At 67.5% G+C, this 26,675-nt stretch carries 26 protein-coding genes; 4 read left to right on the forward strand and 22 right to left on the reverse strand.

Annotated features, from left to right (window positions below; translation table 11 throughout):
• Positions 1-132: 132 nt before the first annotated feature.
• Complete coding sequence (locus GNX95_RS34585) at positions 133-594, reverse strand: CBS domain-containing protein (protein WP_163511836.1); 462 nt, start codon at positions 592-594, stop codon at positions 133-135.
• Positions 595-804: 210 nt separating this feature from the next.
• Between GNX95_RS34585 and GNX95_RS34590 the strand changes: the two genes are divergently transcribed.
• Positions 805-1,998 carry a L,D-transpeptidase gene (locus GNX95_RS34590; RefSeq protein WP_163511837.1) on the forward strand — a complete coding sequence of 398 codons (1,194 nt, stop codon included), beginning with the start codon at positions 805-807 and terminating at the stop codon, positions 1,996-1,998.
• A gap of 62 nt (positions 1,999-2,060) precedes the next feature.
• Here GNX95_RS34590 and GNX95_RS34595 read toward each other — a convergent pair whose 3' ends face one another.
• Positions 2,061-3,314: a C39 family peptidase gene (locus tag GNX95_RS34595; RefSeq protein WP_163511838.1), complete on the reverse strand. Its 1,254-nt coding sequence runs from the start codon at positions 3,312-3,314 to the stop codon at positions 2,061-2,063.
• Positions 3,315-3,445: 131 nt separating this feature from the next.
• Between GNX95_RS34595 and GNX95_RS34600 the strand changes: the two genes are divergently transcribed.
• Both GNX95_RS34600 and GNX95_RS34610 read left to right on the forward strand, forming a co-directional pair.
• A complete protein-coding gene (locus GNX95_RS34600; RefSeq protein WP_163512114.1) occupies positions 3,446-4,438 on the forward strand; it encodes an FAD-dependent oxidoreductase in 993 nt (330 codons plus the stop codon).
• Positions 4,439-4,931: 493 nt separating this feature from the next.
• A complete protein-coding gene (locus GNX95_RS34610; protein WP_281356868.1) occupies positions 4,932-6,332 on the forward strand; it encodes an IS1380 family transposase in 1,401 nt (466 codons plus the stop codon).
• Positions 6,333-6,466: 134 nt separating this feature from the next.
• Here GNX95_RS34610 and GNX95_RS34615 read toward each other — a convergent pair whose 3' ends face one another.
• The 20 genes from GNX95_RS34615 to GNX95_RS34710 all read right to left on the reverse strand — a co-directional run bounded on the left by GNX95_RS34615 (position 6,467) and on the right by GNX95_RS34710 (position 25,599).
• On the reverse strand, positions 6,467-7,012 hold the full coding sequence (locus tag GNX95_RS34615; RefSeq protein ID WP_163511839.1) for a ferritin: 546 nt from the start codon (positions 7,010-7,012) through the stop codon (positions 6,467-6,469).
• Between the two features lie 87 nt (positions 7,013-7,099).
• Positions 7,100-9,625 carry an aminopeptidase N gene (pepN, locus tag GNX95_RS34620; protein WP_163511840.1) on the reverse strand — a complete coding sequence of 842 codons (2,526 nt, stop codon included), beginning with the start codon at positions 9,623-9,625 and terminating at the stop codon, positions 7,100-7,102.
• Complete coding sequence (tmk, locus tag GNX95_RS34625) at positions 9,622-10,251, reverse strand: dTMP kinase (protein WP_246281885.1); 630 nt, start codon at positions 10,249-10,251, stop codon at positions 9,622-9,624. The genes pepN and tmk (GNX95_RS34625) overlap by 4 nt, the downstream gene beginning before the upstream one ends.
• Positions 10,252-10,256: 5 nt before the next feature.
• Positions 10,257-11,540, reverse strand: coding sequence for a UDP-N-acetylglucosamine 1-carboxyvinyltransferase (locus GNX95_RS34630; protein WP_163511842.1), 1,284 nt, complete (start codon positions 11,538-11,540; stop codon positions 10,257-10,259).
• Positions 11,537-12,364 carry a nucleoside-diphosphate kinase gene (locus tag GNX95_RS34635; RefSeq protein ID WP_163511843.1) on the reverse strand — a complete coding sequence of 276 codons (828 nt, stop codon included), beginning with the start codon at positions 12,362-12,364 and terminating at the stop codon, positions 11,537-11,539. Before GNX95_RS34635 ends, GNX95_RS34630 begins: the two co-directional genes overlap by 4 nt.
• 5 nt (positions 12,365-12,369) lie before the next feature.
• The gene (locus GNX95_RS34640; RefSeq protein WP_163511844.1) at positions 12,370-12,807 is read right to left on the reverse strand and encodes an NUDIX domain-containing protein; all 438 of its coding nucleotides are present in this window, start codon (positions 12,805-12,807) and stop codon (positions 12,370-12,372) included.
• On the reverse strand, positions 12,797-13,462 hold the full coding sequence (tmk, locus tag GNX95_RS34645; RefSeq protein WP_163511845.1) for a dTMP kinase: 666 nt from the start codon (positions 13,460-13,462) through the stop codon (positions 12,797-12,799). Before tmk (GNX95_RS34645) ends, GNX95_RS34640 begins: the two co-directional genes overlap by 11 nt.
• Positions 13,463-13,480: 18 nt before the next feature.
• A complete protein-coding gene (locus tag GNX95_RS34650; protein ID WP_163511846.1) occupies positions 13,481-14,755 on the reverse strand; it encodes a UDP-N-acetylglucosamine 1-carboxyvinyltransferase in 1,275 nt (424 codons plus the stop codon).
• Positions 14,752-15,774, reverse strand: coding sequence for an SDR family oxidoreductase (locus GNX95_RS34655; protein WP_222854138.1), 1,023 nt, complete (start codon positions 15,772-15,774; stop codon positions 14,752-14,754). Before GNX95_RS34655 ends, GNX95_RS34650 begins: the two co-directional genes overlap by 4 nt.
• Positions 15,775-15,800: 26 nt before the next feature.
• Positions 15,801-17,048 (reverse strand): beta-ketoacyl-[acyl-carrier-protein] synthase family protein, encoded by a 1,248-nt coding sequence (locus tag GNX95_RS34660; RefSeq protein ID WP_163511848.1) that lies wholly within the window; start codon positions 17,046-17,048, stop codon positions 15,801-15,803.
• Positions 17,045-17,305 carry an acyl carrier protein gene (locus GNX95_RS34665; protein WP_163511849.1) on the reverse strand — a complete coding sequence of 87 codons (261 nt, stop codon included), beginning with the start codon at positions 17,303-17,305 and terminating at the stop codon, positions 17,045-17,047. Before GNX95_RS34665 ends, GNX95_RS34660 begins: the two co-directional genes overlap by 4 nt.
• Positions 17,302-18,546, reverse strand: a complete 1,245-nt coding sequence (locus GNX95_RS34670; protein WP_246281887.1) for an acyl-CoA dehydrogenase family protein — start codon at positions 18,544-18,546, stop codon at positions 17,302-17,304. Before GNX95_RS34670 ends, GNX95_RS34665 begins: the two co-directional genes overlap by 4 nt.
• Positions 18,546-19,781: an aspartate aminotransferase family protein gene (locus tag GNX95_RS34675; protein WP_163511851.1), complete on the reverse strand. Its 1,236-nt coding sequence runs from the start codon at positions 19,779-19,781 to the stop codon at positions 18,546-18,548. Before GNX95_RS34675 ends, GNX95_RS34670 begins: the two co-directional genes overlap by 1 nt.
• Positions 19,778-20,794, reverse strand: a complete 1,017-nt coding sequence (locus GNX95_RS34680; RefSeq protein ID WP_163511852.1) for a hypothetical protein — start codon at positions 20,792-20,794, stop codon at positions 19,778-19,780. Before GNX95_RS34680 ends, GNX95_RS34675 begins: the two co-directional genes overlap by 4 nt.
• Positions 20,787-21,839, reverse strand: a complete 1,053-nt coding sequence (gene fbaA, locus GNX95_RS34685) for a class II fructose-bisphosphate aldolase (RefSeq protein WP_163511853.1) — start codon at positions 21,837-21,839, stop codon at positions 20,787-20,789. The genes GNX95_RS34680 and fbaA overlap by 8 nt, the downstream gene beginning before the upstream one ends.
• Positions 21,840-21,868: 29 nt before the next feature.
• A complete protein-coding gene (locus GNX95_RS34690) occupies positions 21,869-22,411 on the reverse strand; it encodes a hypothetical protein (protein ID WP_163511854.1) in 543 nt (180 codons plus the stop codon).
• The gene (locus tag GNX95_RS34695) at positions 22,408-23,406 is read right to left on the reverse strand and encodes a hypothetical protein (RefSeq protein WP_163511855.1); all 999 of its coding nucleotides are present in this window, start codon (positions 23,404-23,406) and stop codon (positions 22,408-22,410) included. Before GNX95_RS34695 ends, GNX95_RS34690 begins: the two co-directional genes overlap by 4 nt.
• Positions 23,407-23,430: 24 nt before the next feature.
• Positions 23,431-24,222 carry an ABC transporter permease gene (locus GNX95_RS34700; RefSeq protein WP_163511856.1) on the reverse strand — a complete coding sequence of 264 codons (792 nt, stop codon included), beginning with the start codon at positions 24,220-24,222 and terminating at the stop codon, positions 23,431-23,433.
• Complete coding sequence (locus GNX95_RS34705; RefSeq protein WP_163511857.1) at positions 24,191-25,147, reverse strand: ABC transporter ATP-binding protein; 957 nt, start codon at positions 25,145-25,147, stop codon at positions 24,191-24,193. The genes GNX95_RS34700 and GNX95_RS34705 overlap by 32 nt, the downstream gene beginning before the upstream one ends.
• Before the next feature lie 5 nt (positions 25,148-25,152).
• A complete protein-coding gene (locus GNX95_RS34710; RefSeq protein WP_163511858.1) occupies positions 25,153-25,599 on the reverse strand; it encodes a type II toxin-antitoxin system RatA family toxin in 447 nt (148 codons plus the stop codon).
• 343 nt (positions 25,600-25,942) lie between these two features.
• Between GNX95_RS34710 and GNX95_RS34715 the strand changes: the two genes are divergently transcribed.
• Entirely contained in the window at positions 25,943-26,590 is a 648-nt protein-coding gene (locus GNX95_RS34715) for a hypothetical protein (RefSeq protein ID WP_163511859.1), read from the forward strand.
• Positions 26,591-26,675 lie beyond the last annotated feature (85 nt).

Below are 26,675 nucleotides of genomic sequence, written 5' to 3' on the forward strand. Positions count from 1 at the left end.
CTTCCCGGCCGGACCAAATATTCCGTACCGGATGTGACGACTCCGGCGAAAAACGCGCGACGCATGAAAACATTTGCCACTGCTGACGACACAATTCACATCGATAACAGCAGCCCCACAAACGTACGGCCGTCAGCCACCGCTGGCGATGTACGCCTCCAGATGCGAGCGGTGCTCCTCCAGCTCGCTGATCCGGCTCTTCACGATGTCGCCGATGCTGACGATGCCGACCAGCTGACCGTCCTCGACCACCGGCACGTGCCGGATCCGCCGGTTGGTCATCACCCGCATGATGTCGTCGACCGCGTCGTCCGGCCGGCAGGTCGTGACGGTCGTCGACATGATGTCGCCGACCGGGCGGTCGAGCAGGCCGACGCCGTTGTCGTTGAGCCGGCGTACGACGTCACGCTCCGACGCCATGCCGACGACCGGATGGCTGCCGGAGCTGATGTCCACGCTCGCGTCGCTGGCGACCACCGGCAGCGCGCCGACGTTGTGCGCGGCGAGCAGTGTGAGCAGCTGTGCGATCGGTGCCTGTGGCGTGATGGTGGCGACCTCGGTGCCCTTGCCACGGAGGATGTCGTTGATTCGCATGAGGCATCTTCCCTTCGTCATGACCGGCATGACTCGTTGTTCACACGGCGCCGCTGCCGTCGGTGACGACCAAGTCCATCCACGATAGTGACGTAAAGCACGACAGCAAAGCCCCCCGTTCAGTGACAATCCGGACGTTTTCTGTCACATGTGTGTGATGGAGCGGCGCGAGCGGGTCGATGTTGTCGGCCGGGGCTGCACAATGGAGGCGTGAGGTTTTCACGAACAGCGTCGTTCGGCGCCATCAGTCTGACCCTCGTGGTCGCTCTGGCCGCCTGCTCCAGTGGCGGCCAGGGTGGCGGAAAGAGCAACGGAGCGCAGCCGCCGGCCGCGGCCAGCTTCGCCATGACCCCGAAGAGCGGCGCGACCGAGGTGGCACCGGCCGAGCCGGTGACCGTCACGGTCAGCAACGGCACGCTGTCCGCCGTCACCGTCAAGTCGGCCAAGGGCGACACCGTCGACGGCACGCTCAGCGGCAACAAGTGGACCAGCAAGGGCAAGCTCGCCTTCGGCTCCACGTACACGGTGCAGGCCACCGAGGCCGGCAAGCCGGCCGCCACGGTCGGCACCTTCACCACCGCGGCGACCCCGTCCGGGTCCAACTCGGTGCGCGTGACCAGCTTCAACGGCGACGGCGCCGCGTACGGCGTCGGCATGCCGATCGTGCTGAAGCTGCCAAACGGCGGCCTCACCGACAAGGCGCAGCGCGCCGCGCTGGAGAAGGCGCTGAAGGTCACCACCACCCCGCCGAGCACCGGCGCGTGGGGCTGGATCAGCAGCTCCGAGCTGCACTTCCGGCCGCAGAACTACTGGGCCGGCGGCACCAAGATCCACCTCGCCGTGGACACCGCCGGTGTCAGCCTCGGCGGTGGCAAGTGGGGCCGTACGGACATCACCGTCGACTTCAAGATCGGCCGTGACCAGCGGCTGACCGCCGACGCGAGCACGCACCGGCTGGTCATGACGCAGGACGGCAAGACGGTGAAAAACCTGCCGGTCAGCCTCGGCTCACCGAAGCATCCGTCCTCCGAAGGCACCCTGCTGATCATCGAGAAGCGGCCGACCGCGGTCTTCGACTCCGGCACGTACGGAGTGCCGGCATCCTCGCCTGGCGGCTACAAGACCAACGTCAACGACGTGGAGCGGCTGACCTGGGGTGGCGAGTTCATCCACTCGGCGCCGTGGTCGGTCGGCCAGCAGGGCAACACCAACGTGTCGCACGGCTGCATCAACGTGGCGCCGACGCCGGCCGACTGGCTCTATCGCAACCTGCAGGTCGGCGATCCGATCGTCGTACGCAACACCGGGTCGCCGGTGAAGGCCAACGACGGCTGGACCGACTGGACCCTGTCGTGGGACAAGTGGCTGGAGAAGTCGGCCGCCGGAGCCGTCTCGACCGGATGACCGCATGGTCACCATGCGTGCGTTGGACGCACGCATGGTGGCCATGCGGACCCAGCAGACCGCTAGCCGCGGATCCAGGGAGACTTGATCAGATAGCCGACGCCGCTGGTGGAGTCGAGCCACCGGTACTCGAACTGCGACCGCTTGTAGACGTGCCGCACCTCCGTGTTCGTCGGCGACGCCGGGTCGTTGACGATCGCGTCGCCGCTGGCGGTCAGGCCGACCAGGGTCACCAGGTGGCCGCTGGTGCCGCTGATCGACGAGCCGTCGAGGTGGTCGCGCGGGTCGGGCGAGGTGTTGTCCCAGTGCAGTGACACGATCACCGGTACGCCGCGGCGCAGCCACTTCTCCGCGTCACGCAGCGAGGTGAACATCCGCACCGAGCCGTCCAGGCCGTACGCGGAGGCGTACGCCGTGTTGAACGGCCAGTTGCCGGCACCCTGGTAGACCGAATCGTAGGTGTGGATGGCCGACCAGTCGACGATGCCGTCGGCGCGGTTGTTCTTGTCGAAGACCGGGTCCGCCGGCAGTGAGGCGATGTCCTGCTGGCTCGGCCCCTTCTTCCAGTACGACAACACCATCGACGTCGAGGTCGGGCTGCACCACGCCTCGCCGCCGCCGTCGAAGCTCGGATATTCGCCGTGGTGCGTCTCCTGCGAGTACGACGGCACCTTCAGCTCGACCGCGCGCTTCTGGATCGGCGTGCTGGTGACGGTCGGCGTGGCGGCCGGCGGCAGTGCGGCGACGGCGCCGACCTGACGCAGCACCGGTCGCGCCGACTTGGTGCCGTGCAGGGTGACCTTCAACCGGTACGACGTCGGGTTGCCGCCGGCCGGCGCGCTGCGGGTGAAGAAGGTGTCTGTGCTGATCAGGCCGACCGCGTCCTTCTGCCCGTCTGTCGAGTGCCTGGTGATCGCCGAGGTGTCGAAGGCCCAGTCGCCCATCACGTACCACTGGCTGTCGGTGGTGGACGTACGCGCCTGCATGCCGATCTCGGCCCAGCTGCCGGCCGGCGTGTCGATCTGCCAGGAGGCGACCAGCTCGTTGAAGCCGCCCTTCGGCGAATACCACGGAGAGGTCCAGCTGCCGGCGTCCTGGCCGGGCGTCAGCGTGACCGCGCCGTCGCCGGACAGCGCCGGGCGTACGTGCTCGCCGGTGCCGCGGAAGAAGTCGGCGTAGGTGGTCCAGGCGTGGAAGTCGTCGGGGAACCCCGTGTCGGCCGCCGCCGCCGGCGCGAGCGGCGTCAGCGCCAGAGCGGCCGACGTGCCGGCGACGACGGCGGCCGCGAGGACACATCGGAGGGAATTTTTGTGCACCACGAGCCTCCTGAAGGTGAACACTTTGCAGCAGTACACGAGCCCGCGGGCCGGCGTGTCAAGCGGTTGCGTGACCTTTGCGGGCCATGAAAATTGATTGCGACGCATTAGGCTGGCAAGCCGTGGACATTATGGTGGTCGGCGCCGGGATTGTCGGACTCACCACGGCGGTCCGGCTGCTGGAGGCCGGCCATCGCGTACGCGTCCTCGCCGCCGATCCGCCGGAGCGCTCGACCTCCAACCTGGCCGCCGCGATCTGGTATCCGACCGGTTTCGGGCCACGGGCCGGCGTGCTCGACTGGGCCGCGACGGCGTTCGCCACCTATCGCGAGATGGCCGCCGCCGGCGTGCCAGGTGTCGTCATGCGCGACAGCCGCCAACTGCTGCGCGCGCGGCCAGACGGCCAGCCGTGGTGGGCCGCCGCGGTCGGCGGCGTCGAGGTGCTCACCGGCGGCCAGCCGCCATACGCTGGCGCGTATCGCTTTTCGGTGCCATTGGTGGAAATGCCGGTGCATCTGCGGTGGCTGGTCGGCTGGTTCCACCGACTCGGCGGCACGATCGAGCGCCGCCGGCTGGCGTCGCTGGACGAGCTCGACGGCCTCGCCTCCGTCATCGTGAACTGCACCGGCCTTGGTGCCCGAGAGCTGTGCGCGGACGACTCCGTCCACCCGGTGCGCGGCCAGGTCGTACGCGTGGCGAATCCAGGCCTGACCGAGTCGGTCCGCGACGAGCAGCATCCAGCCGGCCGCGCGTACGTCCATCCGCGCAGCGACGACTGCATCCTGGGCGGCACGGCCGACGCGGACGCGTGGGACACCGCGCCGGATCCCGCGGTGACCGCGGCGATCGTCAAGCGCTGCACCGAAATCGTGCCGCGGCTGGCCGGTTGCGCGATCCTCGGCGTACACGTCGGACTGCGGCCGGCGCGTCCGTCCGTACGCCTGGAGGTCGATCCGCGGCGAGACACCATGCTCATCCACAATTACGGCCACTCCGGCGCCGGCATCACCCTCGGCTGGGGATGCGCGGCGACCGTACGCGCGCTGGTCGACCCCACGGACGACGGCGCAGGACCAGGACGGCCAGCAGCAGGAGCGCCAGCAGAGCACCGCCGCCGTCAATGACCGCTGCCGGCAGCACACCGGCCGGTCCGTAGCGCTCGATGACCACCGTCCACATGACCAGCGGGATGCGGATCCAGCCCGGGCGCAACCAGAACGCCAGGATCCCAGCGCGTTGCCGACCACGTACGCGGCACCACCCAATCGGAATCCGATTGTGAAGCCGGCGGCCGAGTCGGACACGCCGGCTGGCCGCGAAACTCGGCGTCCAGTCGCCGACGCTCTACTGCCACGTACGCGGCAAGGACGAGCTGCTCGGATTCACCGAGCCGGCGGCGGCCGCCAGCTCCCGGCGCCACGTGGGCGGTGTCGCCGTGCCGTCAGGCGCCGTTTGGACTCGGCTATCGCTCCGCGGAATATGGAGACAGGCCCTAGCCTCGGGCTTTCATCTGTTGGCCGGTGACACGGCCTAGAAATGCACGGAAGTGCCTGTCCAGTGCGGGAAACTTGGGATTGCGACGTCTCAAGGGTCACTGCACTGGAAGGCACTCCGTAGGTGAAGGTTAACAGGGTTGGCGGGTTGGTTCTGGATCCGGCTCGCGAGTCGTTGGTGTCCTCTGCTGGCGGACTGTTGTTACGGCAGACGATCCGGTTGTCAGGTGTGCGGCGAGCGTTGTCGGTAGCCCTTGATCCGTGGCGTGGTCGCCGGGTCCGCCACGGTCCGGGGAAGATCGTTTGCGACCTGGCGACCGCGGTTGCGCTCGGCGGTGACTGTTTAGCGGATGTGAGCGTGGTCCGGGCGCAACCTGGACTGTTCGGGCCGGTGGCCAGCGATCCGACGATATCGCGGCTGGTCAGCACGTTGGCTGGCGATGTTGATGCTGTCCTGCCGGCGATCCGGTCCGCGCGGGCTCAGGCGCGGTGCGCGGTCTGGAAGCGGCGCCGGCCGTTGGCCGGCCGTGCGGGTAGTCGCGACGGCGGCCAAGTCATCATCGATCTGGACTCGACATTGGTGACCGCGCACTCGGACAAAGAACGTGCCTGCGCTACCCACAAACGCGGGTTCGGATTCGCGCCGATGTGCGCGTTCGTCGACCATGGCCAGTACGGGACCGGAGAAAGCCTGGTGCTGCAACTGCGTCCTGGCAACGCTTCACCGTGGAACAAGCAGGACCATGTCCAGGCTCTGGATCTGGCGCTGGCCCAGCTGCCCGAAGGCGAGCGCGCGCAGGTGTTGGTCCGTGCCGATTCCGGCGCGTGTTCCAAGGCGTTCCTGCATCACATCACCGATCTGGGGTTGGAGTATTCGATCGGATTCCCGGCCCATGAAACGGTCAAAGCCGCGATGGAGGCTATCCCGCCGCAGGCCTGGAGACCGGCTGTTGACGGTGACGGCCAGCCGCGCGAGGGCGCGCAGGTCGCCGAGCTCACGCGATGGATGCCCGACCCGACCCCGGCAACCCGACCCGGTCCTCAACAATGGCCAGCCGGGATGCGGGTGATCGCCCGCCGGGAACGACCACACCCCGGCGCGCAACTACGCCTCACCGACCAGGACGGGTGGCGCATCACCTGCTTCGCCACCAACACCCACGGCCCCGGCTGGACACTGGACACACTGGAAGTACGCCACCGGCAACGAGCCCGTTGCGAGGACCGTATCCGCGCGCAGAAAGACACCGGCATGCGCAACCTGCCCTTCCACGGATACGCCCACAACCAGATCTGGCTGGAAATCGCCGCACTAGCGGCGGACTTGCTGGCCTGGACCCAAACCCTGGCCTGGGACACACACCAACCCGCCAGACGCTGGGAACCCAAACGCCTACGGCTACGCATCCTGGCCGTCGCCGGCCGCATCATCCACAGCGGCCGACGACGACGCCTACGACTACCCCGCAACTGGCCCTTCAACCACCTCATCGACAACGCCTGGAAATCCCTACAACCCAGCTAAAAACGACGAACCAACCCCACAACCAGGACCGGAGAACCGGCGACACAGCGCCGGAAACCAGCCCTGCCACAAACAAACACACAGACCCCACAACCAGCCAAACAGTCACTCAACTCCCACGCGAAAGATCGAGGCTAGATGGCGCCGCCGGCGGCTTTCGGCGCGTTGGCGCCGCCGCCGTCATCGGCGCCGATGGACTCGCGCGCGATGAAGTTCTCCACGTCGAACAGGTTGTCTCCGGCGCGCGAGGCCACGTTGACCAGCGTGCTCATCTGCGCCACCTCCTCGACCTGCTCCTGCAGGAACCACTGCATGAACTGCTCGCCGATGTAGTCGCCCTCGTCGCGGGCCGCCTTGGCCAGCCGTACGATATCGGCGGTCACGTCCTTTTCCTGCTGCAGAGCCAACTCCAGCAGCTGGCGCGGCGAGGAGAAGTCGTTGCGCACCGGGTCGACGCCGGGGATGGTCACCTTGATCCCCTGGTCGAGCAGATACCGCACGATCATCATCGCGTGGTTGCGCTCCTCCAGCGCCTGCCGGTAGAAATGCTTGGCCAGCCGCGGCAAATCCTCCGCGTCGAACCAGGTGGCCAGCGCCACGTACTGCTGGTGCGCGTTGAACTCGTTCTTGATCTGTTCGTGCAGCAGGTCAACGAATTTCGAGGTGTCCTTCTCAGCCATGGTCGGCAGAGTACTCGGGATCGCTCACGAAGAGTAACTAGGATCGGCTACCCTTATTTGTTTCAGGATAGCCGATCCTAACCGTCCTCAGTGGACAGTGCCGTCCGGGAACGCGGTTCGCGCGGCGAGTGCCCGCCGCATGTCGTGTGTCATGTCGACCAGCGCTCGGCGCAGTCCGGCCGGCGGACCGGTCGCGATCAACTGGTCCGCGGCCGCCACCGTACGCTCGTCGACGGCAAACCGCGGATAGGCTGATTTCCCCAGCATCAGCCCCATCCATTCGGTGTGGCTGGCGGCAACTCCTGGCATGTCAACGAAATATCGCTGAACGTACGGCTCGGTCAGCTCCGCCTGCTCCGGCTGCCAGAAACCGAGCGCGATCGCCTCCATGATGCGGTTGGACAGCTTCTCCTCGCCGGTCAGGTTGGCCCACGCGGCGGTTTTCGCCGCGCTGGTCGGCAGAGCGGCGCGGCAACCGGCCGCGTGTACGGCGCCGTGCGCACTGCCGTCACGCGCGAGCTCGGAGTCGATGTCGGAAATGCCAGCACGGCCGAGGATCACCAGCCGCCGCAGCACGGCCCAGCGCAACTCGTCGTCCAGCCGCAGTCCCGCTGGAATGCCGCGACCGGCAAGCCAACCGGCGATCAGCTCCAGATCCGGTTCGTCGACCGCGACGCGCGCCATTCCGCGCGCTCCGAACAACTGCCGCGGGCCGCCGGCCTCGGACGTTTCCACCAATTCTCGATATGCCACCGCGAGAGTCCGCAACGCGGCCACGCGCGCGTCGCCGGAAAGGCAGCGATCGACCGGAAACGCACGGGTCGAGTTGAGCAGCCGGTCGAGCACCGCCGGATGCGTCTCGCGCCGCACCCCTCGCGCGACGATGTCGACGTACGTGCTCGCCGGCAGCAGGCCGTCGCGCACCATTTCCCAGGCGGCGCCCCACATCACGGCGCGGGTCAGCGGATCCTCGACCAGCGGCAGCAGCTCCACCAGGCCGGCGGCCGACCGCTCGTCGAAGCGGATCTTGGCGAAAGTGAGGTCGCCGTCGTTGAGCAGCAGGATGTCCGCCGCCGGCACACCGGTCAACTGTGGCAACGGCGTGATGTCGCCGTGCGCGACCGGATCGAGATCCACCTCCAACCGCCGGTCGAGGCGTACGACGTCATCGTCGCGACGATAAAGACCGACACCGATCCGATGCGGCCGCGGGACCGCGCCGGACTGTTCGATGCGTACGCTGGAATATCCGCCGTCCGCGTCGGTCTCGACCAGCGGCCGCAAGGTGTTGACACCGGAGAGTTCCAGCCACGACCGCGACCATTCCTTCAACGGCCGGCCACTGCTGTTTTCCCACGCCGCCAACAAATCCACCAGCGCCGCGTTGCCGTACGCATGCCGGCGGAAATGGTCGTTGATGCCGGCCAGGAACGCCTCGTCGCCGAGCCAGGCGACCAGCTGTCTGAGCGCGGAGGCGCCTTTCGCGTACGAGATGCCGTCGAAGTTGGTCAGCGCGCCGCCGGTGTCGGCGACCGGTGACGAGATCGGATGCGTCGAGGGCGACTGGTCCGCCTCGTAGCCCCACATCTTCCGGTTGACGCCGAACTCGACCCAGTTGTTCTCGAACCTGGTGGCCTCGGTGACGACCCGGTATCCCATGTACTCGGCGAAAGACTCGTTCAGCCACAGGTCGTCCCACCAGCGCATGCTGACCAGGTCGCCGAACCACATGTGCGCCATCTCGTGCGCGACCACGCAGGCACGCAGCTCACGCTCGGCGTCGGTGACCGCGGAGCGAAAGAGCAGCTCGTCCCGAAACGTCACGCAACCGGGATTTTCCATCGCTCCGGCGTTGAACTCCGGCACGAAGACCTGGTCGTAGGTGTCGCCGAACGGATAGCGCTGCTCGAACATCCGGTGATAGGCGTCGAAACACTGCTTGGTGACGGTGAAAAGCTCGTCGGTGTCCGGGTCGAGCGCGTCGGCGAGCGACGCGCGGCAGTGCAGGCCGAGCTGGATGCCGTCGTGCTCGTCGTGGATCGAGTGGTATTCGCCGGCGCAGATGGAGAACAGATAAGGCGGGATCGGCTTGGTCTCGGCAAACTGCCACACACCCGGCTCGGTTTGGCTGCCGCGCTCGTTGCCGATCACCGTCCAGCTTTCCGGCACGCGTACGCGCACCACCAGCGGCGCCTTGAGGTCGGGTTGGTCGAAACAGCCGAAGATCCGCTGCGCGTCGGCGAGAAAGCTCTGTGCGTAAAGGTAAACCCGGCCGTCGGCCGGATCGACGAACCGGTGGATGCCTTCGCCGGTCCGCGAGTATGGCAGCACCGCCTCGATCCGCAGCTCGTTCTCGGTCTGTTCCAGGGCCAACGGCAACCGGTTTTCGGCTCTGCTGCCGGGATCCAGCGGCTCGCCGTTGAGCAGCGCGGCGGTCAGCTCGCCGGCGATCTCCACGAACGTCGACACGCCGGTCCTGGCCGCGTCGAAGCTGATCCGGCAGCTGGACGCGAACGTCTCGTCGCCGGCCGTCAGGTCGAGGTCGATGACATAACGGCGGACGGAAATCAGCGCAGCGCGTGCGGTGGCCTCACCGGCGGTCAAACTCGTCATGCGTCCATCATCCATCCTCCGGCCGCCGCGGCCACCAGCGCCGCGATCTCGGTGGCCAGCTCGCCGGCCGGCCGGCTGCCGTCGAGCACCCAGTAACCGGGCGTCCGGCCCCACGGCTGGGTCAACAGCGCCGCGCGTACGGCCGCCACCCGCGCCAGGTCGCGCTCCTCCCAGCGAGCCTGGTCACCACGTGCCCGCAGCCGGCCGAGCGCGGTGAGCGGGTCGACGTCGAGCACGATGCTCACATCGGGCGTCGGCAGGTGGCGGTTGAGCTCGCGAAGCCACCGCAGATCGCGAAAACCGCGCGCGACGGCCCACGCGTACGCGGAGAAGACGAACCGGTCGAGGATCACCACGCAGCCGTCCAGCAGCCGTGGCCGGACTTCCGTACGAAACTGCCGAAGCCGGTCAGCGGCCGACAACATGCCGACATGTCGGAGCACACCGGGGATGTCGGCGTCCGGCGTATCACCGGCGAGAAACCTGACCACCTCCGGGTCCGCCGCGTACGCCGGCGTCGTCGACCGGAGCACGCACACCTCTTTGGCCGTACGCAGCCGGTCGGCGAGCAACCGGACCTGCGTCGTCTTCCCCGAGCCGTCGAGCCCACAGAAGGAAACGAGCATCCCGGTCACCGGATCCGCGCCCCGAGCGCGCGAAGTTTTCCTGGCAGATCCTCGTGTCCACGGCCGAGGTGATACGCACCGGCGACAGTGGAGTCGCCGTCGGCCGCCAACGCGGCGAGCACGTACGCGACCGCGCACCTGATGTCGGTGCCGACGACATCCGCGCCGGTCAGCCGGGTGTCGCCGGCGACCTCAGCGGCATGGCCGGTTTCGCTGGATCTGACGCCAAACTCGGCCAAGCCGCGCAAATGGCTGGTTCTGCGCGGAAAAACGCGTTCGACGATCCGGGACCGGCCGCGCAGGCGGGCCAGCAGGACGGTCGCCGGCGGCTGCAGATCGGTCGGAAAGGCCGGATGCGGTCCGGTCACGATCGTCTGTCCTGGTCCCGATGCCACGCCGCTGACCGTGAGCGCATTGCCGGTGTCGGCCAACCGGATGCCGGAAACGCCAAGAAACTCGCGAAAGCCGGCCGGAAGCTGGTCGACCGAGATGCCGTCCAGAGCGATCGCGCCACCGGTGACGGCCGCCGCGATCGCGAGTGTGCCGGCCTCCATCCGGTCGGCTGGCACGCAGTAGGTCACCTCGGCCATCCGCCTGGTGCCGGCCACCAGCAACGTTCCGCGTGGGCCCATGCGAATCGCCACACCGGCAGCACGAAGAAACCGGCAGACATGCGTGATTTCCGGCTCAGGACTGGGATGACGCAGCACCGAGATGCCGTCTGCATGCGCTGCCAACAACAACGCGCTCAGCGTCGCGCCGAGGCTCGGCCCGTACGGCGTGAGTGCGGAGAAATCGAACGCCTGCGGCCGCCCTCTCGGCAGTGTGGCCACCAGCTGTCCGCCGGTCTCCCGCAGAGTGGCGCCGGCGGCGCACATCGCCGCCAGGTGGCGGTCGATCGGACGCTCGCAGAAGCCATCGCCGCCAGGCAACGGAAAACTGACCGTTCCGCGGCGTGCCAACACGGCCGCGGCGATGCTGATGCTGAGCCGGATCCGGCTTGCGATCAGTGGATCAAGTTCTCCGGACGTCAGCTCCGCGGCCGGAAACTGGAACACTCCGGCGTTGAAGCCGGCCGGCACGCCGAGACCGGTCGCGATCCGGATGACCGCTGCCGTGTCCGCCACCGCCGGAGCTTTCGTCAGCGTCACGGCCGCGTTCATCGCGAAGGCTGCCGCGTACAAGCTGAGTGCGGTGTTCTTCGAGCCCTGTATGGCGACCCGGCCGCAGAGCGGGACTCCGCCGGTTATCTGAACCGCCAGCTCGGTCGAGGCGCCGACGGCCGTCACGTACGCGCTCCGGCCAGTTTGGCGAACTCGTCACGAAGACAGACATACGTCGGCGGCACGGAGTTTCGCTCGGCGCAGCTGTGCGCGGCGACAGCCACCGCGTCCCATCGGCTGATCCGCGGGTTGTCTTGCACACGCAGCCAGGCAGCGTCTTCGCCGATGAGGTCACTCGGCGCGTACGGCCTGATCCGATCCAAGGCAGGCTCCAGTGAGAAGTCCCGGTATTCCACGGCATTCTCAAGTTGTGTGAGTGTGCGTACGACGTCGTCGCTGGTCGCGGCGAAGACGCGCCGCCGTTGCTCGGTGTCCAGGAATATCCCCAATTCGCGTACGACGTCGATCGGCTCGTCCGGCGTGTGGACATACGTCAGCGGGCCGACCTGCGAGACGCCAGGCAGCGACCTCAGGTGGTGTGGTCGCCGGTCTCTCGGCTGGCTCGGACCTTTCAACGCCCGCAATCTGCGCGCCGCGTCATCCGGATGGCGAACGACGACGAGCAGACAATCGCCGGCGGTGAGGAGAAAATCCAGCAAGCGCAACCGCGACGGTGGAGTGCCGTTGAGATCGTGTCGCCAGATTTCTCTGACCATCCGCCGGTCAAACCGTATCGGCACGGCCGTCAGCGGGGTGAAACCGGCCGAACGCGCGCGACCGAGGACAGTGCACCCGACGCGTGCGACGATCGCTTCCGGTCGTAGCAACAGAAAAGTCGTCGCAGGCAGCCAGCCGGCCGGCAGCTCTCGCCAGGTCTCGACGACGTACGGATCGCTGCCGAACACGACGCGTTTCTCCGGACTGTCCGAACACCAGTCGGGAACCCGCATCCGCGCTATCGCCTCCGTAGTTGGTCGTACGCCGCTGACGCCAGGAAGAGCGTCAGGAAGTGCCGAGCACCCTGGGCCAGGTCGAGTGCCTGGATGTCCTGCGGCGGAACGAAAACCATCGCCGCGCCTTCGCCGACGACAACGTCCTCCTGGCGTACGGCGGTCGGCGCGCAGTAGACGAACCACTCCAGCGGGTGATCGAGGCTGAATGCGCGCGTTCCGTACCAGAACAGCTCGAGTTTCCCGGTGAGCTCGATGCCGGTCTCCTCGCGGATCTCTCGCCGCGCGGCCGACTCCGGGTGCTCGCCCGGCTCCACGCCGCCACCCGGCACGGCCCATTTGTGCCTGCCGACCGGTGCGTTGCCGTCCCGCAACTGCAAAAGTACGCGACCGTCCGGGTCGACCAGCATGACGGCGGCCGTACGCGGTGGCTCACCGACCATGGTCACGGCTCCGCAGCGTCTGGCCAACCAATTTGCGAACAATGATCGCGAGATCGTCGGCCGGCTGCTCGGCATCCAGGATGTGGTAGGTGTCGCTGGTCCCCCACGGCTGGTCCAGGAACGCCTGGCGTACTCGTCGCATCCGCTCGGTGTCCTGCTCCTCCCAGCGCGGCAGCTCACCTCTGGCCAGGATCCGTTGGCGTGCGGTCGAAACGTCGACGTCGAAGCACATCGTCAGGTCAGCCGGTGGAAAATACCTGTTCAGCTCGGCCAGCCAGGCGGCGTCGTCGAGTCCTCTGGCGATGGCCCAGGTCCACGACGTGTGGACGTAGCGGTCCATCAGCACGATCTCGCCGGCGGCCAGCCGTGGCAGCACCTCGGTCCTGGTCTGCCGATAGCGGTCGGCGGCACTGAAAAGCGCCAGCTCCGCGACCATATCGTGGCGCTGCTCCGGCGACATCGAACCGTCCATATAGGACCGGATGACCGGATCCTGCCGCCGGTACCACTCGGTGTTCGGCCGCAGGACGGTGACTTTTTCGCTGACGGCAAGCCATTCCGCCGCCAACCGCACCTGTGTGCTTTTGCCGGATCCGTCGATGCCACAGAAGGCGATCAGCACACCTGGATGAGGCATCGGCTCGCGCATCCCCATTTTCCCGTCCTTCCTGGATCAGTTGGTCCGGACCACGTCGGCGCCGAGCGCGCTGAGTTGGCCGACCAGGTCCGCGTGACCGCGGTCCAGGTGAGCGAGGCCGCCGACCGTCGACACTCCGTCTGCGGTCAACGCGGCGGTCAGATACGAGGTCACGCAACGAACATCGGAGCCGGTCACCGCGGCCGGCATCAGCTCGCGCGGTCCGCGTACGGTCACCACCGGCCCGTCGACGCGAATATCCGCGCCGAACTCGCGTAAACCCGGGACGTGGCTGTCCCTGCTCCGATAGACCCGCTCGGTCACCGTCGAACGGCCAGCGAGCCCCGAAAGCGCGGCCGTCGCGACTGGCTGCAGGTCGGTCGGAAAGCCGACGCGCGGACCGGTCTCCAAGTCGACCGCCATGCCGGTGGCGACCGCGGCGATCTCGACACCGTCCGGCACATCACGTACACGACCGCCGGCGGTCGTCAGGAAGTCCCGCACTGGCGCGGAAAGATCGGCGGCCGCGCAGGATCGCAAGATGACCGAACCACCGGTCACCAACGCGGCGATCGCGAGCGTACCTGCCTCGATGCGGTCAACTGGTACGCATTGCCGCGAACCGTGGACGATTCCGCCGCCGGTGAGCTCGTACGCGCCGTCGAAACGTGGCTCGACGCGGGCACCGCCGGCACGCAGAAATGCCACCGTCCGATCGATTTCCGGCTCTGGACTGGCTTCCGTGACAAGCGACGTTCCGGACGCGCACGCGGCGAGGACCAGCGCGGTGACGGTCGCGCCGACGCTTGGACCGTACGGCGTGCCGGCCGATGCCTTGAACGGCCGGACACGACCGCCTGCCAACCTGGCACGTACGGTGCCGCCGACAATGTCGACCGTCGCACCAGCCGCACGCATCGCGTCCAGGTGGCGATCGATCGGTCGCGCGCAGAAGGCATCGCCGCCAGGGAACGGAAACTCCACCTGACCGGTGCGAGCGAGCACGGCCGCTGCCAGCGACGGCGTGACACGCAGCGCTCGGCCGAGCTGACCGTCCACAGTGGACCTGTGAATGGTGGCGCTGATCCGCAACCAGTCGTCGCCGCGTTCGACAGCGGCGCCGAGTTTGGTCGCCAGCTCGGCGAAAACGGCCGTGTCCGAGATGGCTGGCACCCGGTCGAGCAGTACGTCGGTCGCGCATGCCAGGGAGGCGGCGAAAAGCAGGACAGCAGTGCCTTTCGCCCCTTGTGGCGTAACCGATCCGTGCAGCGGACGACCACCACGCACTCGTATGACGGCGGTGGTCGTCATGCCGCGACCAAGGCCCACGGCTCCGGCAGCCGCGCGGCCAGCCGTGGCTTGCTGTCAGCCCACCATCGTACGGACCGGCGCAGGACCTCGGCCGGATCCACCACCTGGTTGGTCGGCTCGAACGGCTCCATCATGCTCGTGTAGCTTTCGAACATGCCGAGCAGCTGCACCGCCCTGTGCTGCACCTCGGACAGGTGTTGTTCGGCCAGCGGCAGGAAAAACCGGTGCCAGCGCTCGGTCGACACGATCGGCGGCCGTTCCAGCGGTGGCACGCCGTGCGCCACCCGCCAGTCGTTGAGCGTTTCCAGTGAAAGCGTGAGCAGATCGTCCAGCCGCAGGCTGGCCGTGCCGCCGGCCACCACCTCGATCTGCTGCCGGCAATTGCCGTCGACAGCCGCGACGACCGCCTCGGCCACCTGATCGACCGGCGCGATTTCGGCGTATCCGCCGGGATCTCCGACCACGACCGCGGCCAGGCCGGACACCAACGCCTGCAACAGGCTGTACGGTCCGGAAAACCGGCTGATGCCACCGTCGTCGCGACGGCCGAGGATCAGCGGTGGCCGGATGACCGTGAGCTGGCCGGCATGTCGCGTCCGTACCAGCTCCTCGCCCTGAGCCTTGGACCACTCGTAGCCGTTGCGAAAACCGCCGAACTCATCGGACACCAGGTCATCGTCGGTGCGATAGCCGCCGACGTACGCGGTGGAGACGTGCACAAGATGCGTCCGCTCGTCGACCAGGTCGAGCATCGCCGCGATCGGTGCGATGTTTGCCTGCTCCGCCTCGGATTTCGTCATCGTCCAGCGCGTCGACGCGGCGAGGTGAACGACCACGTCCCAGTGCCGGCGCAGTTGCTCCGGCATCGGTTCTCGACCGATGTGCCAGCCGATCCGCCGCGGTCCCGGTCTGCGTCTGCTGACCGTGTAGCAGTCCAGATCCGGCCGGATCGCCAGCCGCGCCATCACCTCGCTGCCGACCACACCGTCCGGACCGGTCACCAGCACACTGCGTTTCACGCTGTTTTCCTCTTCCGCGGAGACATCTATCGAGCCGGCACCAGGACGAGACATGCGTTGTGGCCACCGAAGCCGAAAGAATTGGACAGCGCCGGAGCCGGACCGACCAGCCGCGCCTCACCGGCCACCACGTCGATCGGCTCTTCGATGCCAGGAGCGGAAAAGTTGGCGACCGGTGGCACGACGCCACGGCTCGCGGACAACAACGCGACCAGCGCCTCGTACGCACCGGCTCCACCCATCATGTGGCCGACGACCGACTTCGGCGCGGTCACCGGCGGCCCGGCCGAGCCGAAGACGCGTAGCAGTGCCGCGCTTTCGGCGCGGTCGTTGAGAACCGTACTCGTGCCGTGCGCGTTGACATGACCGACTCCGGCCGGCGTGAGGCCGGCGTCGGCGATCGCGGTCGTCATGCATCGCGCCGCGACCACACCTTCGGCCGCCGGCGCGACGATGTGGAAAGCGTCGCAGTTGCTCGCATATCCAGCGATCTCGCCATAGATACGCGCGCCGCGCCGCTGCGCCAGATCCCAGTCTTCCAGCACCAGGAAGGTGGCGCCTTCAGCCATCACGAAACCGTCGCGGTCAGCGTCGAACGGTCGCGAGGCAGCGGCTGGGTCGTCGACACGCGAGGAAAGCGCCCGAAGCCGGCCAAAAGACGCCATGATGCCGACGGTCACCGGAGTGTCCACGCCGCCCGCGATGGCACAGTCCAGCTCGCCATGCCGGATTTTCTGCGCGGCTGCGCCAATCGCGTCCGTGCCACTGGCGCAGGCCGTCACGTGTGTCGTGCATGGGCCGCGAAAGCCGAGCTGCAGCGCGATCCGCGCGGCCGGTGAGTTGGGCATGATCCGTGCCACGGTGAAAGCCGGGTAGTCGCCAGGACTCGCGCCGTACGAGAGAACCGCCTCCTCGGTGGAAGAAATGCCTCCCATCGCGCTGCCGACGCTGACGCCGGCGCGGTCCGGATCGACCTCGGTGAGACCGGCATCGACGTACGCGTCTCGCGCCGCCGCGACGGCGAGCTGTGTCGCGCGATCGGTTTTCCGTTGCTCTCTCGGCGGAAAGTAGTCGTCCATCGCCGGTGGCGGGGGCACCGTACAGGCGAAGGTCACCGGCAGTTCCGCAGCCGCCAACTCCGGCACCGGCGCGGCCAGCGACTCACCTTTGAGCATTGCGGCGAAAACCGACTCCACGTCCGCGCCGGCAGGTGCGCGTACGCCGGCGCCGGTCACCGCGACCCGGCGCCGGTCCGGCCGGCCGGTGGCCGTCATGCCGCCGGTCCGGCGACCAGCAGCCGCTCGGCGAGCAGGTCGACGGCGTGGCCGACAGTCTCCGCCTTGATCAGGTCGCCGACACCGATCCGGACGTTCACCGCCTTCTCCACGCGTGCGCCGATTTCCAGCAGTTCCAGGCTGTCCACGCCATAGTCGGTGTCCAGCGCGGTCCGCTCGGTGATCTCGTCGAGCTCGACGCCAACCACCTCGGCGACCTTCGTCCGTACGATCGAGGAAAGTTCTTCGCGGGTCATCCGTTTTTCCTTTCGAACTTGCCCAAAGCCGGTGCGCTTTCGTCCAGGTCGAGGCCGGCCGGCAGGTCGAGCGCGGTGCGGCCGAGAAACTGCCGGACGGCCGGCCTGGTCGGCGGATGGAAGCGGATCGCCTGGCTGTCGCGCCACAACCGCTCCAGTCCGGTCGCACGTGCGTACGCGGCACCGCCGCAGGCCTCCATCAGCCGCTCCACGGCGGCCGGAATCGCTTCGACGCCACGCTGTTTCACCGCCAGCGCCGCCGGCAGCAACTCCACCGGATCGGCGCCCGTATCCATCCGAGCAGCGAGTCCGCCGCAAGCCGATTCGATCGCCAGCAGATCCGCGGTCGCGTCACCGACGACCGCCTGATAGCTCGGAAGTTCGGCGCGGCTGGCGTCCAGATGACGGATCCGCATGCGATCGAGCAGCCGCCGCGCGTCACGCAGCGCCGCCTCGGCGAGTCCAATGTAGACGGCCGTGCTGGTGAGGCTGAACCACACGACGCCGGCCGCCACCACGTCGTCCAACTCGGTTTCCACTGGCGCGCGATAGAAAACCAGGTCGTCCGGGACGAAGCAGTCCTCGATCAGGATGGTGTTGGAGGCCGAGCCGCGCATGCCGAGCGTGTCCCAGGTTTCGCGTACGGTCAGGCCAGGTGCGTGCGTCGGCAGCATCGCCACCAGCAACTCGTCCGGACCGTCCAGGCTCGGTTCGCTCTGCATCTGCAGGCAGATCAGGTCGGCATCGGCGGCCAGCGAACACGGCGCCTTGGTGCCGCTCACCCGCCAACCCTTGCCGTCGCGGCGAGCGCGCAACGTGGACCGGACGACCGATCCTCCCAGCTGCGGTTCGGCGAAAGCCGAGGCGAGCAGGCGGTTCTGCGTCGCGATGGCCTCCATCAGCAGCCATGCCGTGTCGGCGCGCCGGCGCCAGTGCTCGACCATCAGGCCGACCGAAAACAGGTGCATGTTGACCGCGATCGCCAGACCTGGGTCGACCATCCCCAGTTTTCGTTGTGCCGCACAGCATTTCAGGAGCCCAGCGCCACCACCGGAAAACTCCTTCGGCACGGCCAGACCCGGCCAGCCGGCCGACTTGAGGGCGGCGATGCCGGCGGTGGACGGACGACCGTCGCGATCCGCGGCCGCCGCGGCCGCCGCGATCGTCGTCAGCAACTCGGCCGGTATGTCGGCTGTCACGTCCGGCCACAGAATGTCGGCCGCTGCGAAGAAATCGTCCATCACGAAGCCAATCCGGAGACGGTCGCGCTCGCTCGTGCGATCGCGTTTTCCAACAGCTCCAGCGCTTCGGCCACCTCCGCGGTGGATGCCACGATCGGTGGCAGCAACCGGATCGTGGCCGGCCGGCTCAGGCACGGCGAGACGATCAGGCCGAGTTGCGCGACCTCGACCAGCACCTCGCCGGCGAGCGCCGCGGACGCGAGGTCGACACCCCACAGCAGGCCACGGCCGCGTACGCCGGCGATCGCGTCAGGATGCTTTGCCCGTACGGCTGCGAGTCCGTCACGCATTTCCACCTCGATACGCGCACCGTCCACCGCATGCGCCTCGATGAGGTCCAATACGACCGGCACGACCGCACACCCCAGTGGATTGCCACCGAAAGTGGCGGTGTGCAGGAACGGATCACGCGCCAGCGGACGGAAAAGTCGCTCGCTCATCACCGCGGCGGACATCGGCAGAACCGCTCCGCCGAGCGGCTTTCCGACCAGGAGCGCGTCCACGTCCAGGCCGACGGCCAGCGCCGGCGACCGAGGACCACAACGGCGCAGGCCGGCCTGGATCTCGTCGGCTATCACCATGGTGCCAGCACTCCGAGCCGCGTCGCACCAACTCGCCAACACCGCCGGATCGAGCGGCACGACACCGTTCTCTCCTTGCACAGGCTCGAAAACCAGTGCCGCGGCGGGTCCGTCCGCGAGTGCCTTCGCGACCGCGTCAGGATCGTCGGCCGGCACATGTAAGACCTCGGACAGCGCGTTTTCCAGGCCTCGCCGGAAATGTTCGTGGTGCGTGAGCGCGAGAGCGCCGAGTGACTTTCCGTGATAGCCACCTTCGACCGCGACCACCCTGGTGTGTCCGGTCGCCAGTCGGGCGAGTTTCACCGCCACCTCGACAGCGTCCGCACCATTCAGTCCAAAGTGGACGCGCGGCAACCGGCCATCGAAATACTCCACGATCGCCGCCGCTGCCGCCGCCGTCATCGGATTCACCAGCGTACGCGTGGAAACCGGCATCGCTGCGAGCTGCCGCGTCACCGCAGCGAGCACTTCCGGATGCCGATGCCCCAACAGCGGCACCGCGTACGAGCCGAAGTCCAGCAGTCGCCGGCCGTCCGACAACTCCACACGACAGCCGCTTGCCGACTTCTCCACCGCACCACCACCGGCGAGTTTTCCCGCCAGCGCGAGTGGCGGCGACAGATGAGCGCGCACCTGACGCAACGCGTCCGTCATCGGACACCTGCCAGCACGCTTCCGGGCTGCGGCAGCATCCGGCCCTCGCCGTTCATCCACATCCGCCGGCCGGTGCCACTGACAACGCAGGTGCCGCCGGGAATGTCGTGCTGGATGTGCTGCGACGCGACCAGCAACACCGGCCAACTCGCGGTGTCGACACCGGCCAGCCGCAGTTCGCGTTGCCACTCCTGCCAGTCCAGCGGCGCCACACCGGACTCGGCCGCGGTCAACCGCAGGTTTGCGCGCTCGGCGGCGGTTTTCTCACCGGTCGCCGCGGCGAGCCGGCGTCGTACGATCGCCGCCGCCTCTCCGGCATTCAGCGTGTACGTCTCGGTGACCGGCTCCGACACCTCCACCGGCACCGCGTTTTCCACGCCGTCAGCCAGAATGTCCGGCCACTGCTGGTAAATCCTGGTGAGCCGCGGCGGATCGAAGGCGATCCCCAGCTCGCGTACGATGTCGATCGGCTCGTCCGGACAGTGCACCAGCACCATCAGCCGGTTCGGCGCGCCGAGCACCGTACGCAGGTGCCAGTCCTCGCGAGCGGCCGGAAATGCCGATCCCTTCAGGGTTGCCAGCCGCGAGCTGGCCGGAATCGGCCCGGCCGTACGGTCGGCGAGCACCAGCGTGAGCGAATCCCTGCGCTGGTGGAGCAGGTCGGACAGCGCGAGCCGGTCGAGGGTGGCGATGTTCCACTGATAGCGCCACAGTTCGCGGGTCATCGGCCGTTGGTAGCGAAACCGCATCGCCTGCACCGGCACGAGCCCGTGACCGGCCAGGAAACGCACGCATTCGGCCAGCCGGCCAGCCAGCAGCCCGTCCGGTTTGACGGTGAGCACCGCGAGCCGCTGGAAATACCAGGCGGCGTCCGGACCGAGCAGCTGCCGCGCGGTCCGCCAGCTCTCCCGAAAAGCGCTGTCGTGGGTGAAAATCCGGAACTTCTCCGGCTGCGTGGTCAGCGTCCGCCAGGTCTGCTGGTCGGCGAGCTGCGACATGTCCTCGTCAAGCACGTACGTGTCCCGGCCAGGTCGCCGCCAGCAGGCCACGGCCAGCGGACCCCAGCTGCCGGCACGCGGCGGCCACTCGGTTGGCCATCGACTTTTCCGCCGGGCGCAGGAAAGCACGCGGGTCGTAATGCTTCTTCGACCCCATTTCACCGTCGACACGCAACACTTTGTCATAATTGCTCAGCACGTGATGCGCGACCGCGCGGCTGAACGCGTACATCGTGTCGGTGTCGATGTTCATCTTCACGACGCCGTACGAGACGGCCTCCTCGATCGCGGTCGGATCCGATCCCGACCCGCCGTGGAAGACCAGGTCGAACGGCGACTCGATGCCGGTCCGCTCGGCGATGTGGCGCTGGATGACCTCCAGCACTTTCGGTTGTAGGCTGACGTTTCCCGGGCGGTAGACACCGTGTACGTTGCCGAAGGAGGCGGCCAGCAGATAGCGACCGCGCTCACCCATGCCGAGCACGTCGACGACCCGGTCAGCGTCCTCCGGAGTGGACAGCTGCTTTTCCTCCGTTATCCCGGAAAGCCCGGCGTTCTCCTCGCCGACGACACCGATCTCCACCTCCAGGATCGCGTCGACCTCGGCGGCGAGCGCCAGCAACCGCGCCGAGATCGCCAGGTTCTCCTCCAGCGGCAGGGCGGAGCCGTCCCACATGTGCGATTGGAAGAGCGGACCGCCGGCGGCCGCGTGCCGCTGGCGTGACTCGGCGAGCAGCGGCAGCAGGAATCCCTCGTATTTCTCCTTGGGACAGTGATCGGTGTGCAACGCCACGGTGACCGGATAGTTTCTGGCCACCGACCGGGCGCATTCGGCGAAGGTCACCGCGCCGCCGACGGCGTCGCGTATCGAGTCGCCGGACCAGAACTCGCCGGAGCCGACGGTGATCTGGATGATTCCGTCGCTGCCGGCCTCGGCGAAACCGCGCAACGCGGCGTTGAGTGTCTCCGACGACGTGACGTTGATCGCCGGGTAGGCGTAGCCGCCGCTCTTGGCCCGGTCGAGCATTTCGCGATAGGTCTCAGGATCTGCAACAGGCATAGCTGTCTCCGGTGGTGGTGCGGTCTTCTCTATGAATGCGAGGCGCCGTCCTGGGCCGGCTCCGCCGGCAGCCAGGTGCCTGGCAGGGCCAGCGGCAGATGTGCGCCGCGGTTGACCGGCAGCAGTTCGCGTGCCAATCGCAGGGCCGGAAACAGCCCCTCCGGCCTGCGTACCGAGCCCGGTTTCTGGTCGAACCCCAGGCTCGTTTCAAGTTCCCTGACGTGGTCGAAAATCCGGTCGGCCGCGATCCGCGCGGACGCGATGTCCTCGGCCGCGGCGAGATCGCTGGCCAGCCGCAACGCGGTTTCGGTCTCCGACTCGCTGAGTCCTGCGAACGGATCGGCCAGCGGATCCGGTTTGTCCGGCGGAAAACCGCCGGCCAGCAACGACCGGATGCCGGCGGTGTGCAGGACGATCGTACGACCGGCATACTTCGCCACCGCCAGTTGGCCGGCGTCCAGCGCACCGGTGAGGTCCTCGACACTCGCCTGGACCTCCAACAACACCTCGTAAATGCCGAAACAGTGGAACGCGGCCCACCTGCGCGGCTCGGTCACCGTACGGATGTTCACGCCGCCTCCTCGATCGCCAGCCACACCAGGCCGTCGGCCACCAGCCGCTCCGCCAACGGCGGCAGCTCGGACACCGGGCCGCGCCAGTTGAGCTGCTCGGATATCCACATCGCCGGCTCGGCCGTGCTCACCTCGATGCCGCGCAGTCCCCACCGGTGCACCAAATGCCGGTCGCGCACCTTCCACGTCTGCACACCGGCCGCCGGTGAGAGCACCACGACCGGATCGACCGGCAGTGACCAGCCGGCGCTGAGATCGTCGACAATGGCACGAGTTCTCTTGAGATAGTCCGAAACCTGACCCGGCTCGTACGGAACGGCCAGCAGGTCGGAGAAAACCTCGACGAGGTCCGGCCGGCCGATCCGCGCCAGCTTCGGTCCGGTCCACTTCTGGCCGACGTACGGCTCACCGCCGGCGGCGGCAATTCCGTTCAGGCAGGCGATTCCGGCCTCACAGAAGCGCTGCGCGGCCAGCGGCGGGTTGGTCGCCTGGAGCAGCTGCGCGGCGGTGCGATAGCGGATCGTCTCGGCGCGCCACCAGTCCAGTGCCGCCCGCGGATAACCGTCGGCCAGCGAAGCACACCAGTCGCGCCAGGCCGGCTCACCGGTCAGCACCTGTCCGAGCGCGAACCGGCCGACCTGGTTGAGCCGCCGATATCGCGCCTTCCACTCGGCGCGGTCGCACGGTGGCTGGAAAACCCCGGCCAGTGAGACGGCCGCCTCGGTTATCCAGCTCTGGCCAACATAGTTGACGTCGACCGCTATCCCGAGGTCGTACGACCCGACCGGAAAGTCGGTCACCCGGCCGTCGTCCACCACGACGTGCAGGTCCAGATCGCTGGAACTGTTGCCGAATCCCTGCAGGACCGAGCCGGCCGCCACGATCGCCTTCGGTGCGCCGAAGCTGTCGTCGACCTGCCTGACGAGATCGTCGGCGGTGCAGTCGTGCGGACGCAGGAACGCGTCCAGATATTCCTGTCTCTCCGACGAGAGCATGTGAAACTCCTGACTAATGACAAACTAGGACTGCGCGGACTTGGCGTTGCGATAGTCCAGGGCGCGCCACGCCAGCACACCGCAGACCAGGGTCATCGCGGCGATGATCGCCACGGCTTGCAAAGTCGGACCCCACGAGCCGCCGCCGGAGGTGCTCTCGTCCAACGCGCGCAGAGCCCAGTGCTGCGGCGTGGCCAGGCCGAGGAAACGCGAGAACGGCGGCAGCTGGCTGTCCGGCACGACACTGCCGCCGACACAGCCGGTGGTGATCAGCACGATGTACGCGAGGCTTTGGAAAGTCGAGGTCGTACGCGTCACGATGTAGAGCAGTGCACCGATCGCGCAGCCGACCGCGACCAGCGCGACGGCCACCACCAGCAGCTGCAGGACCGAGCCGTGCAGCGGCGTGCCGTACGCGATGAACGCGATGGCCCCGAAAACCGTCAACTGAATCATCCCGGCACCGGCCACCGGCAGGACTTTTCCCACCAGGAAGGCGAGTTTGGCCGGCTGGCTGACCGCCTGCCGGATCCAGGTGTTGTTGGTGAACTCACGAAACAATGCCAGGCCGACGTAGTTGACCGTCATCAGGCTGAAGAGCACCGCGATGCCGATCATCGACCGGCCTCCGGCGGCCGCACCGCCGCCACCGGACACGGCCGGTCCGAGGCTCAGCGAGAGCACCGCCGGCACCGCGAACATGAATGCGAGCGGCGTTCGCATCCGCCACAGGATGCGGCTGTCGCTGACCGCGAACGCGCTGACCACCGACCAGAATCGCGGCTCAGCCGGCCGGATGCCCGGACTGGTCGTCATCGAGCAACCCCCTCAGCTCCGGATCGGACACCATCAGCTGCCGCAACGTCTTCCTGGTCAACCGCGCCGCCGTCAGCCGCGCCGCGGAGATCTCCTTGTCGCGTACCAAAGACGCCACCACCGTCGAAAGGTCGGCGGCGGTGACCGGCGCCGGAGCGCGTACGGTCGCCGGTACGCCTGCGACGTCGACCTCCAGGACGAGCTCCGCGTCGAGTCCACCGAGCAGCGCGGCCAGCGTCCCCCGCCGGACGATCGTGCCGCCGCGTAGGACCACGGCGTGCGTGCAGGTTTCCTCGATGTCCTCCGGATAGTGCGAGGTGACGATCATCGCCATCCGCTGCCGGCGCCACTGCCCGATCAGCTCCACCAGGCGGCCACGCGCCTCGAAGTCCAGTGCCGCGGTCGGCTCGTCCAGCAGCCGGATCGGCGGCGAGTGAACGAAACTCGCGGCGATGTGCGCGAGCCGCTGCCAGCCGCCGGACAGCTTCTCCACCGGCACGCGGATCACCTGCTCCAGGCCGAACTCCGCGATGGTCCGGTCGACCGCGTCGCCGACCTGTCGCCATGGCACCGAAACCCGCGCCGAATGGCGCAGGTTTTCCCATACGGTCAGCTGCTGGTAGAGCGCGATGTGCTGGCTGGCGAAGCCGACGACTCGCGGCAGCTCAACGGCGTCACCGTGGACCGACGTGGTGACGCGACCGGTCCGTACGCCGCTTTGCGCGTCGAGCAAAGCCTTGAGCAACGTGCTTTTCCCGGAGCCGTTCGGACCGAGAATTCCCAGCACCTCGCCGGCGGTCAGATCGAACCCGACGCCGGTCAGCACGTCGTCGGCGGCACCGCGATAACAAAAGCCGAGATCGTTGACGCACAACGAAACCGCGGCCGGCACTGTCGCGGTGTCGAGCCGTTCGATGATGGTCATCGCCGCTAGACCGCGCTCGCTCGCTGCTCGAGCCCCCGCAACATCTTGGTGGAGTTGTCTTCCAACGCGGTCTTGGCCACCGGGTTGAGCATGTCGGCAAGCAGCGGAATGCCGATCTCGAAGTCCACGTACAGCACGACCTCGCAGCTGTCCGGGCCGTCCGCCTCGATGACCTGCCAATAGCCGGCGAAATGTTCCAGGTCGCCGTCGACCTGCTGGAAATCGATTCGCCGCCGCTCGTCGTCGATCTGGTCGGACTCGGTCCATTCCAGGATCGAGCCTTTCAGGAAAACCGACCAGGCGCTGATCCGGTTGGACCGCTTGGTGTCATCGGTGATCTTCACCGACCGTACGTTTTCCATGTACGCCGGATAACTTTCCACATCACAGACGGCGTCCCACGCGGCCGCGGGGCTGACCTCCAGCCGCAGGCGCACTTCTACAACAGGCACTATTTCCCCTATTCACAGCGAACGAGAATGCGGGTGTGGCGATGTCATGAATATGTGTGGCCGCGCGCAGCGCCGCCACAAGCAACGCGACCGACCATAGCGGGCTGTGTCAAGGCTTCACGAGAATTTCATCTTGACCGGTCCTCTCGGTCCTCTTCTGGCCGTCTGAGCCGGATAATCGCGGTTGTCCGTTGATCGGTGACGGCGACTGTGGTTAGGTGCGACGGCTCGCACTTGCCAGGACGCCGCGGCGATCGTTGTCATCGAGAGCAAATCTCGTGACAACGGTCATGCCGGATCGCTGACGAACTCAATCTCATCGCGAAGAAATCATGGAGGAACCGTGCTCTCCGAGCTTGCGGGTTACACGGTCGACTGGAGCGACCTGAACAAAGCGCACCTGCGCAATTCCGAGTTTCTCAACGCGCTGGCCGCCGACAAGGAAGCCCTGGCGACGCTTGTCAACCGCGTACGCGCGCAACGCGACCTGTGGGACATGAGCGAACATCACCGTCTGTTCGACAAACTGGTGCTGCACGACGCACCGGACCGCAACTTCCGCATCCGGCTGCACGTCTGGTCCCAGATCGAGGTGGCGACACCGCACGACCACCGATGGTCCTTCACCACTTCGTTGCTGCGCGGCGGATACGAGCACGTTCTCTATGACCTGGTGTCTCCGGACGGCGACCCTGGCCATCCGGCGGCGGCCTTCGCCGAGCGGTTCAGCTCCACGTTGCGCGCCGGCGACTCCTACACCATTCACCACACCGTCGTGCACGCGACGCTCACGCGCTCCGGCACGGTGTCGCTGATCGTACGCGGACCGGCGGAGAAAAGTCGTGCGCTGACAACGAATCCGGAGACCGGTGCGGTCCAGTTCGGACTCGGCCGCAAGGACCAGACCGTCGACGACGTGGCCAGGAGCCGGCTCACCATCGAGCGCTATGAGGAGATCCGTATGCAACTGCGCGAAAGTGGGGTCATCTGATCCCTTGCTCTGCGGAGCGATGATGGTCGTACGCATCCGACCGAACGGAGACCCGTGACAACCGTCGTCGCAGAGCCGGACGTCC

Source organism: Fodinicola acaciae (genome assembly GCF_010993745.1).
Taxonomy (GTDB): Bacteria; Actinomycetota; Actinomycetes; order Mycobacteriales; family HKI-0501; genus Fodinicola; species Fodinicola acaciae.